This window comes from Candidatus Darwinibacter acetoxidans, from assembly GCF_041936445.1.
Taxonomy (GTDB): domain Bacteria; phylum Bacillota; class Limnochordia; order Darwinibacteriales; family Darwinibacteriaceae; genus DTU010.
This window is the reverse complement of the sequence record NZ_JBHGXH010000326.1, coordinates 1-15,611: the sequence shown is the minus strand read 5'-3', so window position 1 is coordinate 15,611 and position 15,611 is coordinate 1. Positions and strand designations below refer to the sequence as shown.

At 60.3% G+C, this 15,611-nt stretch carries 16 protein-coding genes and 1 riboswitch; of the genes, 3 read left to right on the top strand and 13 right to left on the bottom strand.

All coding sequences use genetic code 11. From position 1 onward, the window contains the following. The 3 genes from ACE4YL_RS14285 to ACE4YL_RS14275 all read right to left on the bottom strand — a co-directional run. The coding region (locus ACE4YL_RS14285) for a hypothetical protein (protein ID WP_461365379.1) at positions 1 to 263 on the bottom strand (263 nt) is incomplete at its 3' end. A gap of 118 nt (positions 264 to 381) precedes the next feature. Further along, complete coding sequence (gene metK, locus ACE4YL_RS14280) at positions 382 to 1,563, bottom strand: methionine adenosyltransferase (protein WP_461360069.1); 1,182 nt, start codon at positions 1,561 to 1,563, stop codon at positions 382 to 384. Positions 1,564 to 1,635: 72 nt separating this feature from the next. Then, positions 1,636 to 1,754: riboswitch (SAM riboswitch) on the bottom strand. 53 nt (positions 1,755 to 1,807) lie between these two features. Then, the gene (locus ACE4YL_RS14275) at positions 1,808 to 2,524 is read right to left on the bottom strand and encodes a hypothetical protein (protein ID WP_461365588.1); all 717 of its coding nucleotides are present in this window, start codon (positions 2,522 to 2,524) and stop codon (positions 1,808 to 1,810) included. 208 nt (positions 2,525 to 2,732) lie between these two features. Here ACE4YL_RS14275 and ACE4YL_RS14270 point away from each other — a divergent pair, with 208 nt between their 5' ends. The 3 genes from ACE4YL_RS14270 to ACE4YL_RS14260 all read left to right on the top strand — a co-directional run bounded on the left by ACE4YL_RS14270 (position 2,733) and on the right by ACE4YL_RS14260 (position 5,336). Further along, positions 2,733 to 3,902, top strand: a complete 1,170-nt coding sequence (locus ACE4YL_RS14270; protein ID WP_461358449.1) for a cysteine desulfurase family protein — start codon at positions 2,733 to 2,735, stop codon at positions 3,900 to 3,902. Between the two features lie 10 nt (positions 3,903 to 3,912). Further along, positions 3,913 to 5,088 (top strand): tRNA uracil 4-sulfurtransferase ThiI, encoded by a 1,176-nt coding sequence (gene thiI / locus ACE4YL_RS14265; protein WP_461358450.1) that lies wholly within the window; start codon positions 3,913 to 3,915, stop codon positions 5,086 to 5,088. Between the two features lie 74 nt (positions 5,089 to 5,162). Further along, entirely contained in the window at positions 5,163 to 5,336 is a 174-nt protein-coding gene (locus tag ACE4YL_RS14260) for a hypothetical protein (RefSeq protein WP_461358451.1), read from the top strand. 52 nt (positions 5,337 to 5,388) lie between these two features. Here ACE4YL_RS14260 and ACE4YL_RS14255 read toward each other — a convergent pair whose 3' ends face one another. The 10 genes from ACE4YL_RS14255 to ACE4YL_RS14210 form a co-directional block, all read right to left on the bottom strand. Next, entirely contained in the window at positions 5,389 to 6,270 is an 882-nt protein-coding gene (locus tag ACE4YL_RS14255) for a DUF4438 domain-containing protein (RefSeq protein ID WP_461358452.1), read from the bottom strand. Then, the gene (locus tag ACE4YL_RS14250) at positions 6,248 to 6,700 is read right to left on the bottom strand and encodes a VanZ family protein (RefSeq protein ID WP_461358453.1); all 453 of its coding nucleotides are present in this window, start codon (positions 6,698 to 6,700) and stop codon (positions 6,248 to 6,250) included. The genes ACE4YL_RS14255 and ACE4YL_RS14250 overlap by 23 nt, the downstream gene beginning before the upstream one ends. 27 nt (positions 6,701 to 6,727) lie before the next feature. After that, a complete protein-coding gene (locus ACE4YL_RS14245) occupies positions 6,728 to 6,865 on the bottom strand; it encodes a hypothetical protein (RefSeq protein ID WP_461358454.1) in 138 nt (45 codons plus the stop codon). A gap of 48 nt (positions 6,866 to 6,913) precedes the next feature. Continuing rightward, complete coding sequence (locus tag ACE4YL_RS14240; RefSeq protein WP_461358455.1) at positions 6,914 to 7,684, bottom strand: tyrosine-protein phosphatase; 771 nt, start codon at positions 7,682 to 7,684, stop codon at positions 6,914 to 6,916. 4 nt (positions 7,685 to 7,688) lie between these two features. After that, complete coding sequence (locus tag ACE4YL_RS14235) at positions 7,689 to 8,399, bottom strand: CpsD/CapB family tyrosine-protein kinase (RefSeq protein WP_461360066.1); 711 nt, start codon at positions 8,397 to 8,399, stop codon at positions 7,689 to 7,691. Beyond that, positions 8,392 to 9,825, bottom strand: a complete 1,434-nt coding sequence (locus tag ACE4YL_RS14230) for a GumC family protein (RefSeq protein ID WP_461368939.1) — start codon at positions 9,823 to 9,825, stop codon at positions 8,392 to 8,394. The genes ACE4YL_RS14235 and ACE4YL_RS14230 overlap by 8 nt, the downstream gene beginning before the upstream one ends. Before the next feature lie 18 nt (positions 9,826 to 9,843). Further along, positions 9,844 to 12,780 (bottom strand): SLBB domain-containing protein, encoded by a 2,937-nt coding sequence (locus tag ACE4YL_RS14225; protein WP_461360067.1) that lies wholly within the window; start codon positions 12,778 to 12,780, stop codon positions 9,844 to 9,846. Between the two features lie 110 nt (positions 12,781 to 12,890). Next, entirely contained in the window at positions 12,891 to 13,817 is a 927-nt protein-coding gene (locus tag ACE4YL_RS14220) for a hypothetical protein (RefSeq protein WP_461358458.1), read from the bottom strand. Positions 13,818 to 13,836: 19 nt separating this feature from the next. After that, entirely contained in the window at positions 13,837 to 15,075 is a 1,239-nt protein-coding gene (locus tag ACE4YL_RS14215; protein ID WP_461358459.1) for a hypothetical protein, read from the bottom strand. A 96-nt stretch (positions 15,076 to 15,171) separates the two neighbouring features. Continuing rightward, a partial coding sequence (locus ACE4YL_RS14210) for a RuvC family protein (RefSeq protein ID WP_461360068.1) occupies positions 15,172 to 15,611 on the bottom strand: 440 nt, incomplete at its 5' end.

The following is a 15,611-nucleotide window of genomic DNA, read 5'->3' as shown; positions in this document are numbered from 1 at the left end:
ACCTCCAGCTTTCCCGGCGCAGCCGTTCCCCCGTGGTAGCCCACCCGCAAATCCCAGGCCACATTGGACCACACCTGAATCTCCAGGGTCTCCTCGACCCTCTCCCCGGGCATCACCGCTTCCAGCACCACCGTCTGCTGCGCGGAAATGCTGAAGCCGGGGAGAATCTCCACCTGCACGGTGATTACGCCTTGAGCCTGGACCGCCGCGCTGAGGAGGGCAGTCAGGATCAAAGCTAGGAAAATGACGCTTTTCTTCGCCATCGCTTGCCTCCTTCTGGCGATAGACCCTGGGTTGATTATACAATATACTTACATTTCTGTCAATTAACCGTTTTCTGAACTATACCTTCGAAAAAAGTGGAGCCGCAGCTCCACTGGGTTAACCCTTGAGTACATCCACCTTGTCCAGGCGCTCCCAAGGCAGATCCAGATCCAGGCGGCCGAAATGGCCATAGGCCGCCACCTGTCGGTAGATGGGCCGCTGCAGGTTGAGGTCGCGGATGATGGCCGCGGGGCGCAGATCAAAGTGCTTGCGGATGAGCTGTTCGATCTCCCGGTCGGGGATGACCCCTGTCCCGAAGGTATCCACGTGGAGGGAAACAGGGTTGGCCACTCCGATGGCATAGGCCAGCTGCAGCTCCACCCTTTTGGCCAGCCCGGCAGCGACGATGTTCTTGGCCACATAGCGAGCGGCGTAGGAGGCGGAGCGGTCCACTTTCGTGGGGTCCTTGCCGGAAAACGCTCCTCCGCCGTGGCGGGCACAGCCGCCGTAGGTGTCCACGATGATCTTCCGGCCGGTGAGGCCCGCATCCCCCTTGGGGCCCCCCACCACAAAGCGACCCGTGGGATTGACAAACACCTTGGTTTCCTCTGTCCACAGCTGCCTGGGGATGACCGGTTCAATGACGTGCTTGTACAAGTCCCGGGCAATGGTGGCCTGATCCACGTCGGGATGGTGCTGCGCGGAAACTACCACATTATCCACGGCGATGGGGCGGTGCTCTTCATCGTAAATAATGGAGATCTGAGTTTTACCATCGGGCCTCAGGTAGGGCACGATCCCCTGTTTGCGCACGTCCGCCAGGCGCTTAGCCAGCCGGTGGGCCAGTTCGATGGGCATGGGCATCATAGCCGGCGTCTCGTCGGTGGCGTAGCCGAACATGATGCCTTGATCGCCTGCCCCCACCTGCGAGAGTTCATCGTCCTGCCCCAGGCGCCTTTCCCAGGCCTGGTTCACTCCCAGGGCAATATCGGGGGACTGCTCTTCGATGGAGGTTAACACGGCGCACGTTTCCCCATCAAACCCGTATTTAGCCCGATCGTAGCCGATCTCCTTGATCACTTCCCGCGCGATGCTGGGGATGTCCACATAGCACTCGGTGCTGATCTCCCCGAAGACCAAAACCAAACCTGTGGAGACCGCCGCCTCGCAGGCCACCCGGGCCTGGGGATCTTGGCTGAGGATCGCATCGAGCACAGCGTCGGAAATCTGATCGCAGATCTTGTCCGGATGTCCTTCAGTCACGGACTCTGATGTAAATATGTACCTTCTTGCAGTCACTGCTGCCAACCATCCTTTCCACAAAATAAGTCCTCCCCCTGATGGGAGAGGACATACTCTGCTGTATTGCTTCTCCCATCTTCCAAAACCTCAGCGGCGAGGTTTTGCAGGATTTGGCACCTTGTGCAGGCACAACCTGCAGAGGTTGCCGGGCTTCATCGGGCCAGTCCCTCCGCCACTCTTGATGAGAACGCAGTTTCAGTTTAACAGGCCTGCCCTAATCTGTCAAACCTGGACAGGTCGCCTACTGCACCTTTTCCCAGGTGTAGGTGGGCATGATATCCTCCGTAAACTGGCTGATAGCCTCCCGGATCGCGTTCTGCCTCACCCAGGGTACCTGAGAATAACTGGGGGCAGGCAGATCCCAGGTAGTGGGCCTGCGGTTCGCGGGCCACCACTCCCGTGGGTAGCGGAGGATCTCCTTGCGCTCGCTGGAGGACTGGCCCTGCACCCGCAGGCGGTGGATCACGTTGCCCGACCGGGTGTCCATGACCCGTCCAGTGAAGCTCACCATCACCTGGGTGTTTTCCACATATTCATACTGGTAGAGCTTGTTGCCCCTCTCATCTATCATCTCGCGCCCCGTTGGATAGGGAGGAGTCTGGGTCACCGGCTGGAAGTAGCCGGATACTTCACCCATCACCAGGGCATCTACCCCGAGCATCTGCCCCAGCCTGATGGCCTGGTTGGGATCGGGTGATTGACCCCGCAAGAGGCCCAGGCGCACCAGGGCCCACTCCACCTCCGCGGGCGGCAGTACCCGGTAATAGCCGGAGAGGGTTTTCACCAGCTCTTGCTCCACTTCGTGGCTGATGGCATAATCATCTGTGAAGTTGTCAAAAAACAACACGGCGACGGTGCTGCCCAGATTCACCCGCGGCGGATGCTGAACACGCTGATAACCTGCGCAGCCTGACAGCAGCGCTGCAAGGACAACCAACAAAAGCAGTTTGCGTTTCATCCTCTTCACCCCATGTGGTTGAATTTTCCGCTGCGTACTCCAAACAGAGGCTCCGTTCAAATTACAGGAACTTCCTGTTCTGCTAATTCGCCAGCGCGCCTAGCTTTCCCTACCTGCAGGCGGGGGGTTTGCTGAAAAAAGAGGAAAACTCAAGTAGATACTAGAAGTAGGCAGTGCCCGTTGCTGCTCAGCGCAAGGAGGTGCTCCCATGCAAAACGAGATCTACCTGGACAACAGTGCAACAACTCCCGTGGCCGAGGAAGTGGTGCAGGCCATGGAACCCTATTGGTCTGTGCAGTACGGCAACCCCTCCTCTCCCCATCTGCGGGGGGTGGCCGCCCAGAAGATCATGAATGCCTGCCGGGCCCAGCTGGCCTCCATTTTGCAGGTCAACCCCAACGAGCTCTATTTCACCGGCAGCGGCACCGAGGCCAACAATCTAGCCCTGCAGGGTGTGGCCAACGCCCCCTACTTCCTGCGCAACCCCGGGCACATCATCACCACGCCCATTGAACACCCCTCTGTGCTCAACGTGGTGAAGCACCTGGAAAAACTGGGCTGGGAGGTAACATACCTGCCGGTGGACCGCTTTGGCCGCATCGATCCGGAAGAGTTCCCCCGCTACCTGCAGCCCAACACCAAGATCGTCAGCATCATGCTGGTCAACAACGAACTGGGCACCATTGCCCCGGTGCGCCAGATCGGCGAGATCATCCAAAGGGAAAACCAAGGGCGTCAGCATAGGATCATCTTTCATGTGGATGCCGTCCAGGCCCTGGGCCACATGCCCCTGAAGGTTCCCGAGCTCAAAGCCCACCTCTGCACCTTCAGCGGCCACAAAATCTTCGGTCCCAAGGGCATCGGTCTGCTCTACGCCCACAAGCAGGCCCAGCTCCGTCCGATCATCTTCGGCGGCGAACAGGAGGGCGGCCTGCGCTCCGGCACGGAAAACGTGCCCGCCATCGTGGGCCTGGCCAAAGCCGCCCAACTGGTCACGGACAACCTAGAAGAAAACCTGAGAAAAATCCGGGAGCTGCGCCATGCCCTCATCGAGGGCATCAAGACCATCCCCGCGGCCCAGGTCAACAGCCCGGAAGACGGCGCACCCCACATCATCAGCGCCAGCTTCCCGGGGGTGCGGGGAGAGGTGCTGGTGCACTTCCTGGAGCAAAAGCGTATTTTCGTCTCCATGGGCGCGGCCTGCTCCTCCAAAAAGCGGGGCGTCTCCCATGTGCTCCAGGCGGTGGGGCTGGAACATGAGCAGATCCTTTCCACCATCAGGCTCAGCTTGGCTCCCCAGATCACCCTTGCCCAAATCGAGTACGTGGTTTATAGTCTAAAAGAGACGGTGGAAGAAATCCGCAACATCTATGTTTGAGGAGATGACTATGTACCCTCTGCTCTTAGTGCGCTACGGTGAACTGGGCCTGAAGGGCCGCAACCGTAGAGCTTTTGAAGATCGCCTGCTCGCCAATATGCGCCGGGCCATCCGGGAAGTGCCCCACGGCGAGATCAAAAGGACCTTCGGGCGCATTTACTTAGAAACCAAAGGCAACTGGGAAGAACTCGCCGCCAAGCTGCAGCGGGTGTTCGGGATTGTCTCCCTCTCCCCCGTGCTGCGCTGCCGCCTCGATCTGGAGGAGATCAAGGAAGGGGCCAGGCTGGTTGCCCAGGATACGCCCGGCCGGACCTTCAAAGTGGAAACCCGGCGGACCCATAAACAGTTCCCCCTGAATTCTCCGGAGCTTTCCAGGACGCTGGGGGGGTATCTCCTGCGCAGCTTTCCCCACCTTAAGGTGGACGTGCACAGCCCGGATTTCACAGTCCATGTGGAAGTGCGCAGTGAAGGCGCCTTCATCTACTCCCAGGTCATTCCCTGCCTGGGCGGACTGCCCGCCGGTTCCTCCGGCAAGGGACTGCTCCTGCTGTCGGGAGGTATTGACAGCCCCGTGGCGGGCTTTCTGTCCATGAAGCGGGGGGTGGATGTGGAAGGGGTGCACTTCCACTCCTATCCCTTCACCTCCCAGCAGTCCAAGGAAAAGGTCATCCAGCTGGCCAGGCTCTTGGCACCCTATAACGCCGGGGGCCGCTTCCGGCTGTGGATCGCCTATTTCACCGAAATCCAGAAGGCCCTGCACAAGGGCTCTTACCCCTCTTTGAGCGTCACCCTCATGCGCCGCTTCATGCTGCGCATCGCCGAGCGGCTGGCCCGCCGGGAAGGGGCTTTGGCCCTGATCACCGGGGACAGCTTGGGCCAGGTAGCCAGCCAGACCATGGAGAGCATCCACACCATCAACGCGGTGACCTCCATGCCCATCTTCCGGCCCCTCATCGGCCTGGATAAACAGGAAATCGTGGAACTGTCCGTTAAGATCGGTACCTATGAGACTTCCATCCTGCCCTATGAGGACTGCTGCACCGTCTTTGTACCTAAAAACCCGGCCACCAGGCCCACCATCACCCAGGTGGAAAGGGCCGAAGCGGAACTGGACGTGGAAGGGCTGATCGCGGAAGCCTTGGCCAAGACGGAGCTCTTGGAGCTGGGCCAGGACAAAATGCTCTGAGTTTGCCGGCCTCGGCAGGAAAACCGCATTCGCTGACGAAAAAAATATAAACCAAAAGATGAGGAGCTGCTCCCATGAACATTTCCCGGAAGGAATTACAGCAGCTGTTGGAAGAAATTGACCGGCTGCGGAGGGAGAATGCGCTGCTGCGGGAGGCAGCAGGGATCCACATCACCGACCAGGAAACGCCCAAGCCCGTTGAAGTAACGCCCCAGGAGCGGAATGCTCTGCTGCGCAAAACTGTCTAACCGATCTTTAAAGGCCCCGGATGGGGCCTTTTTGCGTTTGTGATGGGTTTCCCTAACGGTAGATGCCGATGCCTAAAATGCGGCCGATGTTAGCCTCGGGATCAAGGCGGAAACCTAGACTGCCGTCAATGCTGGTGAAGAGGGTGGTGACCCCGGGCCCGTGCCCAGCCGCCAGGCAGTCGGAGTGAACCACCACACCCACGGAAAGGGCCCCCTTACGATAGCTGCGCCCGAAGCGGTTGTCCGTATCCTCCAGGGCCACCAGGTCCCCCAGGCGGAGCTCATTGATGCCCAGGGCCTTGATTTCCTCCTGATCAGTGGTGGTGATATCGTAGTCCCCCGAAGCGGTGGAAGATGCACCGATGCCTGAACCCATGAGCCGTGCCGGGATGACCGCCGCCACAGGCACGATCAGCCGGCCATCTTCCTCGGTAAGATCCAGCTTCAACAGGACATGGGGGTCCAGATTGCGCACGGAAATGCCGGGGTAGTCCACAAGCTGCAGCCCCAGCCCATAGGCCTTGATGAGCACCTTGTCTTCGATGGCCATCTTCTCCAGGTCTTCCTGGGCAAAATCGATGAGCACATGCTCAATTCCGCCGTGCTTGCCGGTGACCACGCCCCTGGCTCCCTTGGCGTCGCCGGAGATGACCACGGCCTCGTTGCCCACACAGGCCAAGGTGTTGTAGGCCTGGTTCCGAGACCCGCTCCGCTCCTCGATGCTGGCCGCGGTGGACACGCCGGGCTCCACATGGTCCCCCACCCAGCCAAAGGCCGGGTCGCCAACCTTTACGTTGTAGGTAATGCCCCCCGTACCCGGCAGGACAAAGGGCACGCCCTCCCTGTCCACCCCGTACGCGGTGCGCCGGAGGGGCGGTGTAATCTGTCCCTGAACCGACAGCATGACAAGCTTAGATGCATTCGTTTTCAGCATTCTCTTCCACGACCTCCTTGTGTTTGCTTCGTACCCGCGCCCGCAGCCACAAAAGAGAACCTGCGGCGGCTATGCCCAGGGCATCCACGGCCACATCGCCCCAAGCCCCGCTGCGGTGCTGCAGGCGCCTTTGATAGCTCTCATCCGCCCCCGCCACCAGCAGCGCAAGGAGCACGGCAGAGAGCAGCGCGCGCCCCCGCAGCCCCTTGGTTTTCAGGGCGGCACGGTGAACTAGATAGGTTAAAACGCCGTAGGCCAGTACATGCCCCACTTTCCGCAGAAACCAGACATACTGTCTGAGCTCCGCGGCACTGAGCTGCGGAAACCACCTGGCCAGCAGCTGCGCTGTATAGCCTGCGCCTGAAACGTCATGACGGTTGAACAAGAACACGGCCAGGATGTAAATCCCCACAACAGCCCAATCCAGCAAAGCAATTCCCCTTCCGCTAGGATGCTCCTAGCTGCTCACATATTCCGGACAGTGCTGGCACCTATCCAGCAGTTCCAGATCGATCCGCCGCTCAAAACGTCGGCAGAAAAACTCCAGTTTCCCCTCCCGGTCCTGCTTGGTATCCATATGCCTGCAGAAGACCACGGGCAACACCTCCCTGTGCTAATATACGGAAGGTGGGACGATCCTATGCTAGGAAAACCGCCGAAAGGAGAAGAAACGCCGCTTCCTGCGGTATTGCTGCGGCGGACGCCTGGGGGCGAAATCGCCGGCGAGCACCGCCCGGGGATTGGCCGCCACAAGCTCCTCCGCCCGCTCCGCCCCCAGCAGCTCCACCAAGACCCCGTGGGCCTGGGGAAGATCCAGGGTGCGGCGCTGAACGCTGTGGGCATCACTGGCCACAAACTGAGCCATGTCGTGCGTGAGCAGAATCTCCGCGGCTTCCTGCACGGTAGAACCGAAACGCCCCAGAATGCTCCCAGTATTCACCTGCAGCAGGCAGCCCCGCTCCAGCCAGCCCAGGGCGGTGTTGGGATCCTGCAGGACACCGCGGTAGCGCTCAGGATGGGCGATGATGGGGGTAATCCCCTTGGTCTGTAGATCAAAGAGCACATCGTCTGTGTACACCGGCAGCTCCTGAAAGGGAAACTCGATGAGGCAGAAGCGGCCCTGCCCGCCGTAAGTGGGGATCTCTTCCGGAGCCAAGTCCAAGAGGGATAGATCCAGCATCAGCTCCGCCCCGGCCACAAGCTCCAAGCTAACCTGCGCCCGGGCGAACTCCTCCCGCAGTTCCGCCACCTTCTGCTGCACCGCCGCCCAGGAGAGCTGTCCAAAAAAATGGGGAGTGGCAGCAGCGACCTTAAGGCCCCGCTCTTCCCCCACACGCCCCATGGCTAAAGCCTCTTCCAAAGTGGGTGGACCATCGTCCACCCCAGGGAGAATATGCACATGCAGATCGATCATGGCTTTATTCCGCCTCTGAATAACGGTAGTAGTAATAATAATACCTGTTCTTCTGGTCCCTGACGTTAATCTTGTTCAGAACCACACCGAGGATATTGGCCTTAGCCTGTTCCAGGAGCTCCTTAGCATGGATCGCCGCTTCCCTGGGCGTTTGACCGGCCTCCACCACCAAAATGGTACCATCTGTCTGGCTGGCGACCACCGCGGCATCGGTCACGGCCATAACTGGAGCACCATCGCAGATTACCACATCGTAGTCTTCCCGCACTGCCCGCAGAAACTGGCCCATGGCCTTGGACTGCAGCAATTCTGCGGGATTGGGCGGAACGGGCCCGGAAGCAATGAGATCAAGCCCTGGCACCGAAGTGGGTTGGATGACTTCCTCTATGGATGCTCGGCCCGCAAGGTAGCCCGTTAAGCCGGGAGTGTTAGAAATGCCGAAGATCCTGTGTATGATGGGCCGCCGCAGGTCGCAGCTGACGAGCAAAACCCGCGCACCCGATTGGGCCCACGCCGCCGCCAGGTTGGCCGCCACCGTGCTTTTCCCTTCTCCAGGTCCGGCGCTCGTCACCAACATAGTCTTGAGTTCCCGATCCGGACTGGTAAACTGCAGGTTGGTCCTGAGGATTCGAAAAGCTTCACTGGCCACAGCTTTGGGATTCCCTTCGACAACTAATGGTCGTTCCTTGAGCCGTCTCTTTCCCCGTCTAGCCACTTAATCCACGTCCCCTCCTACGTGCAGATCTCCCGGACGATGCCACATCTGCGAGCTCCAAATCGGGTATCTGTCCCAGGACAGGCAGCCCCAGAGCCCGCTCGACGTCCTCTTTGGTCTTAACCGTGTTATCCAGAAACTCCAGCAGAAACGCCAAACCCACGCCCAGAAACACTCCTAACACCGCGCCGATGGCGATATTCAGCTTGATCCTGGGTTTGACGGGAACCCGGGGAAGCACTGCGCGGTCTATGATCTGCACATCAGCAGTCTCCATGGCTTCCGAGATGCGGGCTTCCTCCAGCCGGGTACGCAGCAGGATGTAGAGTTCTTCTAAGACCTGTGCCTCCCGCATCAGCCTGGCCAGCTCCAGCTCCTGCGCGGGCAGGTGGCTCAATTCCCTTTCCCGCTCGGCGATAATGGCCAAGAGCGCCGCTTCCCGGGCTTCCAGGGCGTTGGCTTCCACTTCCAAATTGATCAGCGTTCCGTACAGCTCCCGGTAGAGGGTGTTTAAGGTTCGGGTCTCGGTACCCACCACCCGCTCCACCTCTTCCGTAAGCTTACGCCGGACATTGTCTATTTCCGCCTGGAGGGCCAAAATCTCCGGATGCCGGTCGGTGTATTTCTCCCTGGCACTGGCCAGCCGCACTTCCAGATCCGCCAGCCGACTGCGGTACTCGGTAACCAGGCGGTTGTCGGCAATGGTGGTGCTGGAAATGAGGGTTTCATCCTGTTCTTCGAGACTAGCCCGCACCTGGCGGATGCGCTCCGCCGTTTCCAGTTTGGCGACGTTCAGTTCCGTGAGGCTGGACTGCAGAGAGGCAAGCTGCGTGACCACCGCGGCCATTTCCTGGGTGGGGGCCACAATCCCCTGTTCTTCCTTGAAGGCCTGCAGCCTTTCCTCCGCGAGGCGCAGGTCCAGCTCCACCTTCTGCAGCTGCCCTTCGATGAACTCCCGAGCCGCCCGCCTGTCGTTCTGCCGGTAGTTCAGATTCCAGTCAAGGAACACGTCCACCAACTTGTTCACCACTGCCTGAGCCAGTGCCGGCTCCGGCGACTGCATGGAAATCTTCAAAACGTCGCTGCCCTGCACTGACTGGATGGTGATGGCCTTCTCCAGGGCGCTCTGGGTCAGATCCTCCCGTCCCAAGTCAGAGGCCACCCTTTCCAGGATGGTTCTGCTCTTCATGATCTGGATGTAGTTCTGGGCAACATTCTTGCCCAAGGCGCTGGCGCCGTCAAAGAAAATGGTTTCAACACCCATACCAGCTTCCCGCACGATAAGAGTGGTGAACGCCTCGTAAATGGGCGTAGCCAGGAAACTGTAGATGGCAACCGCCAGGACGGTCAGGAGGAAAACCGCCAAGATCAGCCTCTTCCTTTTGACGATGATCTGCCAGTATTCCCGCAGATCCATTTCTTCCATTTCCACGGCACTCACCACCTACCAGTCAAAGATGTTGAACAGCGCGCTCTTGAAGGAACTGATAGCACCCACAAAGCCGAAGATCTTGGTCCAATCGGGTTTCTTGGTTTCCGGAATGTAGATGATATCACCGGGCCTAAGCAGTGGATTCTCCTGGGCATCACCGGTAAAGAGCACCTTATCCTGCCCCATGGGCACCTGCTCCGACTCGTCCAAAACGCCGTCCCGGTAGATCCCCACATTCTCCAGGGCCGCCCGATCCAAAGGCCCGCCCGCCAGGGCGATGGCATCCAGCAGTCTGGCACCTGCGGGAAGATCGTAAGCACCGGGGTTCTTCACCATGCCCAGCACCAAGATCTGCCGGCGCGCTGCGGGAACATAGATCACATCCCCACCGCTCAGCTCCAGATTGTACTGGTTCTGCGCCCCCATGAGCTGCCCGTAGGTCACCTGCCAGACCTGTTCCCCGTGGGGGGCCTGTCTGGTGACCACCACCTGTTCCGTGCCTATGTTCGACTTCAGGCCTCCCGCTTCGGCCAAAACGTCCAGCAGACGTCCCTGGGACGGTAGGGTATAGGCTCCCGCCCGCACCACATCACCGAAAACCAGCACCTTGTTGTTGGCCTTGGGCACCGAGATGACCTCGCCGCCCCTCAGCTGCCGCTTGTAGTCGGCTCCACTGAGCACATCCAGGTTGACTACTTCAGTAACTGCGCCTTCCGGGCCCTCCAGGGCCACAACCACCTTCGCCGGGTCCGCTTCGGCGGTGAACCCGCCGGCACGGCCGATCAGATCCAGGTAGGTCTCGCCGGGCCCGAAGGCATAGTACCCAGGATTGCGGACTTCCCCCAGCACCAGGGCGTTCCTGCTGCTGCGGGGCACCACGATCACATCGCCATCCTCCAGGATGCGCTGCTCTGCGGCGAAGCGCTCCTCCTGCAGCTCCAGAAAGTCGATGTACTCAACGTATGCCCCTTCCGCGGTCTGCCTGGTCAGGGAGATCCACTGGGCGTCTGCGCTCTCCAAGAGTCCCCCCGCCAGCATGATGGCATCCAAGACGCTGTCGCCCGCCTTGAACTGGTAGTAGCCAGGGCGCTGTACTTCACCCATGACCACCACTCCCCTGGTGGCCCGGGGGACGATGATCACATCGCCGCTCTCCAGCGACAAGTTGTCGGTCAGGACGCGGTTTTCCATCAACTGGGCGAAATCAACGGTGAACACCTGGGCACCTTGGGCAGTCTGCCTGGTGAGGGAAACCCGCTGGGCATCTGCGCTCTCTAGAAGGCCGCCCGCCAGCATGACGGCATCCAAAACGCTGTCGCCCGCCTTAAACTGGTAGTAGCCGGGATTCTGTACTTCACCCATGACGATGACTCCCCTGGCGGCCCGGGGAACGATGATCACATCGCCGCTCTCCAGGGGCAGATTATCTGCTAGGAAGCGGTTTGTCATCAGCTCGCTGAAATCAACGGTGAACACCTGTGTACCTTGGGCAGTCTGCCTGGTTAAAGATACCTGCTCTTCCCAGGCCTCCGGGGTGAGGCCCCCCGCCAGGGCCAGGGCGTCTAGGAGGCGATCGCCCCGCCGGAACTCATAGGCCCCCGGCCGGGCCACTTCACCCAAGACCAAGACCTGCCTGCTGCCCTCTGCAACGTAGAGCACATCACCGGGCAGCACCCGCTCGTTCTGCAGCCCCAGGCGCTCCAGGGCGCCCAGGTCGATGGTCCTGGTTACGCCGGACCGGAGCAGCGTCAGCTCATCCCCGGCCCGTTCCGTGGTTCCGCCGGCCTCCGCCAGAAGATCGAGAATCCTCCACTGCTCCCGTACAGCGAAGGAGCCTGGGCTGCGCACTGCCCCCAGGACCAAGGCGTTTTGGTAGCCTTCCGGCACGAAGATCACATCGTCGGGATCCACCGTGGGGTTATCCCCACCTGTCCTGCCGCTGAGGGCCGGCTGCAGATCCGCCACGATCAGCTCCTGCCCCGCACCCCTCCGGGTGATGGCGATCGCGGAAGGATCCCCTGTGGGCAGCACCCCTCCAGCCCGGGCGATAATCTCCAAAAGCGTAGCCTCGCTATGTAAAGGGTAGACCCCCGGGTTTTGCACCGCGCCCAAAACCATAACCTGCTGTTTCTTGGGCACAAACACCACATCGTTGGGCCTGAGGGCAGTGGGCCTACCCCGGCCAGAAAGGAGCTCCTGGACGTTGACGATCCTCTCCAGAGGTCCTTCCTCTCCCTGGCTGGTCACCACCACCCGTTCCAGGTCAGCCGTATCCAGGGCACCGCCGGCAGCGGCCAGCAGCTCCAGGATATCCAAGCCCTGCCCCAGGGAGTAGCTCGCGGGCTGGCGCACCTCGCCAAAAATGGCGGCGCGGCCAGCTGGCGGCACGTAGATCATATCCCCGCTTTCCAGGAGCGGGTTGGCGGCCAGATCGCCCCCCTGCAGGAACTGGTTCACATCCACCTGCAGAACACGGCTGTGCTCCTGGCCCCCTTCATCCAGCACATACCGGGTCACGGTTACACTGCTGAGATCGGCAGTGGCGGTGGGGCCGCCGGCCAGTGCCAGGACATCTGCCAGGCGTGCACCTGCCTTGAGCTGGTAGTAGCCTGACTCTTTGACTTCGCCCAGCACCTGAACGTGCAGCGTGCGGAACTGGCTGACAATGACCGTAACCTGCGGGTTGACGATGAACTCCGCGAGCATATTCTGCAGCTCACTGCTGATCTGCCGCGGCGTCTTGTCCACCGCCCAGAGGTCTCCCACCAAGGGGAATGTCAGGTAGCCGTCGGGCCGGATGGCGACCTCTGTGGCTAGATCGGCATGGCCCCAAACGGTGATGCGCAGGACATCACCCACACCGAGGGTATACTCTGCGGCTCCAGCGGCCAGGGACCAAACGGCCGACGCCAACAGCATTACGGCCAAAACCAAAGACAGCTTCTTCATCTCACCGCCACCTCAGATGCACATGTGATAATTGTGGGGCCCAGACAAAAGGAGGAGAACCGAGGGCCCTGCGGATCGCGGTTCTCCGAGGCCATAACAGCTAACGACAGTTATTGGCCGAGGGCCGGTCTAAAGTAGAAGCCTAAGACGGGCACCGCCCGCTCTGTCTCCACATAAAACTGGGTGTTGGCTTCGATCTGTACGTCTTTACCTCTCACAAAATACCCGCCCACAAGACCGACTGGGCCTAGCAGGATAATTCCAGCCATGCTGGCCCCGGCGGCCAGTTCCAAAGACCGGTTCTTCTCCGTGGCCCGCTCATCCACCTTAAGGCGGATGGGTGTGCCGTCCAGGGCGAGCACCGAGCCGAAGTCGATAAGAATGCGTCCGTCCTTGCCCAGCCGCCCGGCGGCGGTCACTTCGCTGACCCTGGCCACGCTCGTGGTCCCCGCCGGGATAACCACCCGTCCGTCCACCATGACGTCCTCGGTGACCCGGTAGATAACCTCATCGCCCACCTCGGCTGTGGCCGAGTCCAAAGTCTTGCTGAGCGCCACCTTCACCAGGGTCTGCGCGGGCAGGTTGACCCGCTTCACATCCAGCTTGGTGGTGCCCCAGATGTCCATCATCAGCTTCTCCGCCCGCTGGGAAATGTTACCCGACTGCTCCGCGCCGTAGAGCACCAGCTCCAGACCCTGCAGCCTCTCAATCATGGGTTTTTCCCCGGACAGAGTTGCGGAAAACCCCCATTCCGCCAGGTTCAGCTGCAGCCACAGTCCGCCATCACCATCGGCATCCTGTAGGAAGGTGAGCACCCGGTCAATACGCATGAGCACCGCGCCTTCCTGGGTCTTGCCGTAGATGTCCAATTCCACCTTCTCAATGCGGTCCAGCAAAGACCCCGTTTGGGCTTGTCCATACAGCAGTTCTTCCACAGTCTCTAATGAGCGCAGGGGAGTCACATTGGCCCAAATTGTAGAAGGGATCAGCGCTGACATAAGCAAAAGACACAACGTCAAAGCGATGCTTTTCTTCAAATCCATCCCTCCATAGCCCTTAAAACTTAATGGAAAACGCGGCTTCAGCTTCGGCTCCCAAGTCCCGCTCCACACTGCTGAAATCAATGAGCCGATAATTGAGGTGCAGGGAACTATCGTTGAACAGCTCATAGCTGAGGCCAAGCTCAGCGACGTTTCTTGTAAAGGATTCACTGGCGCCGGGGCCGAGTCCTCCCAGCTCAGATAAGTTCCACTCCTGGGTCATACCCAAGCGCACCTGGCCCCTGCTCATGGGCACAGTTACACCCAGGGACGTGACCAGGGGTGCACCATCCTCAGCGGACGCATCGTTTTGCAGCGTCTCCCGGAGCTTGTAGCCGGCGCTTAGGGTGAACATGTTGGCCCAATCCCAGCTCAAATCCACCGAAGTGCTGGCGGCTTTGGGTACCAGCTGCGGGTCAACAGCCAGATCTACCGCGGTCTGTAGGGATACGTCCCCCACCTTCACCGAAAGGTTGTATCCGGCTCCACCTTCCGAACCGCTGCCTTCCCCGGGTGGGGTGGCCCGCAGGGCACCCACCACCTCCAGGTTGCCGATCTGCAAAGGTGTTGCCTGCTCGGCTTCGGGTTCCTGGGCCACCAAGCTGAAGGCCGGAGGCAGCAGGCGGAATGCGGAAGAGAACTGCCCCGTCCACAGGCTGCGGGGCTCCTGCGGGCCCACTGTGTCCAGCACCGATTCGAGCTCTGAGGCAGGGACCAGACGGGCTGTTTCAGCCTTACGCGCCGCGGCCAGCGCCTGCTCTGAATAGAGCAGGGGGCGGCTCGTCAGCGCAAAGCCCCGTTCTTCAGCCCAGTTCTGGGCGTACAGTAGGTCAAAGTCCTGGACGGCAAAGCCGAGGACCTCCAGCTCCTCCCGGAATTCCAAAACCAACCGGTAGAGGGTTTCCACTTCACTGGCGGTAAACGCCTTTTCCGGCTCAACCCGCTGGTTGTAGGTGAAGATCATATCGTCCAGATACACGCTGCGGCTCACGCCAAAGCGGCGGGAGTCGAGGCGATCTTCACCGCTGATATGCTGCAGCAGGCGGGCCACCAGCAAAGCCTCCTGACTGCGGTTGGGTTGCTCGGGGACGGTGAATCCGGGGATATCCCGGCTGAGGCCCAGCTCCCGAATGGCATCGCTGGCCCAGCCTCCCCCCGAGGCGATGTCCGCGAAGGGAGAGCCGGCCCAAGCGCCCGCGCTGAAGCCGAGGACAAGAAGCACGATGAAACCCACAAGTGCTGACCTGCAGCGCATAACTCTCCCCCTTCCAACGTTTTCAATATCACACAATATTTCTCCAAAGGCAAGTAAAAACCTTCCTGGAACAGAACTTTCCAAGAGATGACAGTGCTAGCTCCCCTTACCATCTCCCCGCAGAAAGCGCTGGGCCAAAATCACGGCCACATAGTCATCATAGGGCTCCGGAGGCATCTGCATGCTCACGGGCAAAAGCCTCCGCCAGCCCCGGGGCGGGTTCTCAACCCAGTAGAGCCTGCGGGCCTCCTCGGAGGTAAAGCGTTCATCTACTGTGGCCAGGGGCAGCTGCGGTAAGGCGGCCCTGATCTCCTTAGCCACCTGCCCCGAACCTGTTCCGTCACCGATCACTATATGCTCCACCGCAAACCGCTGCACCCAGTCCTGAACCAGATGCAGGTACTCTGCCCGGGGAGCAACCCGCCTAACCAAAACTTTCGAAGCCTCAACCACGGCCAAACCCAGTTTATCCCTTCCGGGATCGATTCCTAAGACCGCCAAACTCACCACCACCCTGCACCCACAGCTTTCGCCTT

Excerpts from the sequence above, each read along its gene's own strand:
- ACE4YL_RS14275 (WP_461365588.1), bottom strand. The coding sequence starts at position 2,524 with ATGAAACGCAAACTGCTTTTGTTGGTTGTCCTTGCAGCGCTGCTGTCA.
- ACE4YL_RS14270 (WP_461358449.1), top strand. The coding sequence starts at position 2,733 with ATGCAAAACGAGATCTACCTGGACAACAGTGCAACAACTCCCGTGGCC.
- thiI (WP_461358450.1), top strand. The coding sequence starts at position 3,913 with ATGTACCCTCTGCTCTTAGTGCGCTACGGTGAACTGGGCCTGAAGGGC.
- ACE4YL_RS14260 (WP_461358451.1), top strand. The coding sequence starts at position 5,163 with ATGAACATTTCCCGGAAGGAATTACAGCAGCTGTTGGAAGAAATTGAC.
- ACE4YL_RS14255 (WP_461358452.1), bottom strand. The coding sequence starts at position 6,270 with ATGCTGAAAACGAATGCATCTAAGCTTGTCATGCTGTCGGTTCAGGGA.
- ACE4YL_RS14240 (WP_461358455.1), bottom strand. The coding sequence starts at position 7,684 with ATGATCGATCTGCATGTGCATATTCTCCCTGGGGTGGACGATGGTCCA.
- ACE4YL_RS14230 (WP_461368939.1), bottom strand. The coding sequence starts at position 9,825 with ATGGAAGAAATGGATCTGCGGGAATACTGGCAGATCATCGTCAAAAGG.
- ACE4YL_RS14225 (WP_461360067.1), bottom strand. The coding sequence starts at position 12,780 with ATGAAGAAGCTGTCTTTGGTTTTGGCCGTAATGCTGTTGGCGTCGGCC.
- ACE4YL_RS14215 (WP_461358459.1), bottom strand. The coding sequence starts at position 15,075 with ATGCGCTGCAGGTCAGCACTTGTGGGTTTCATCGTGCTTCTTGTCCTC.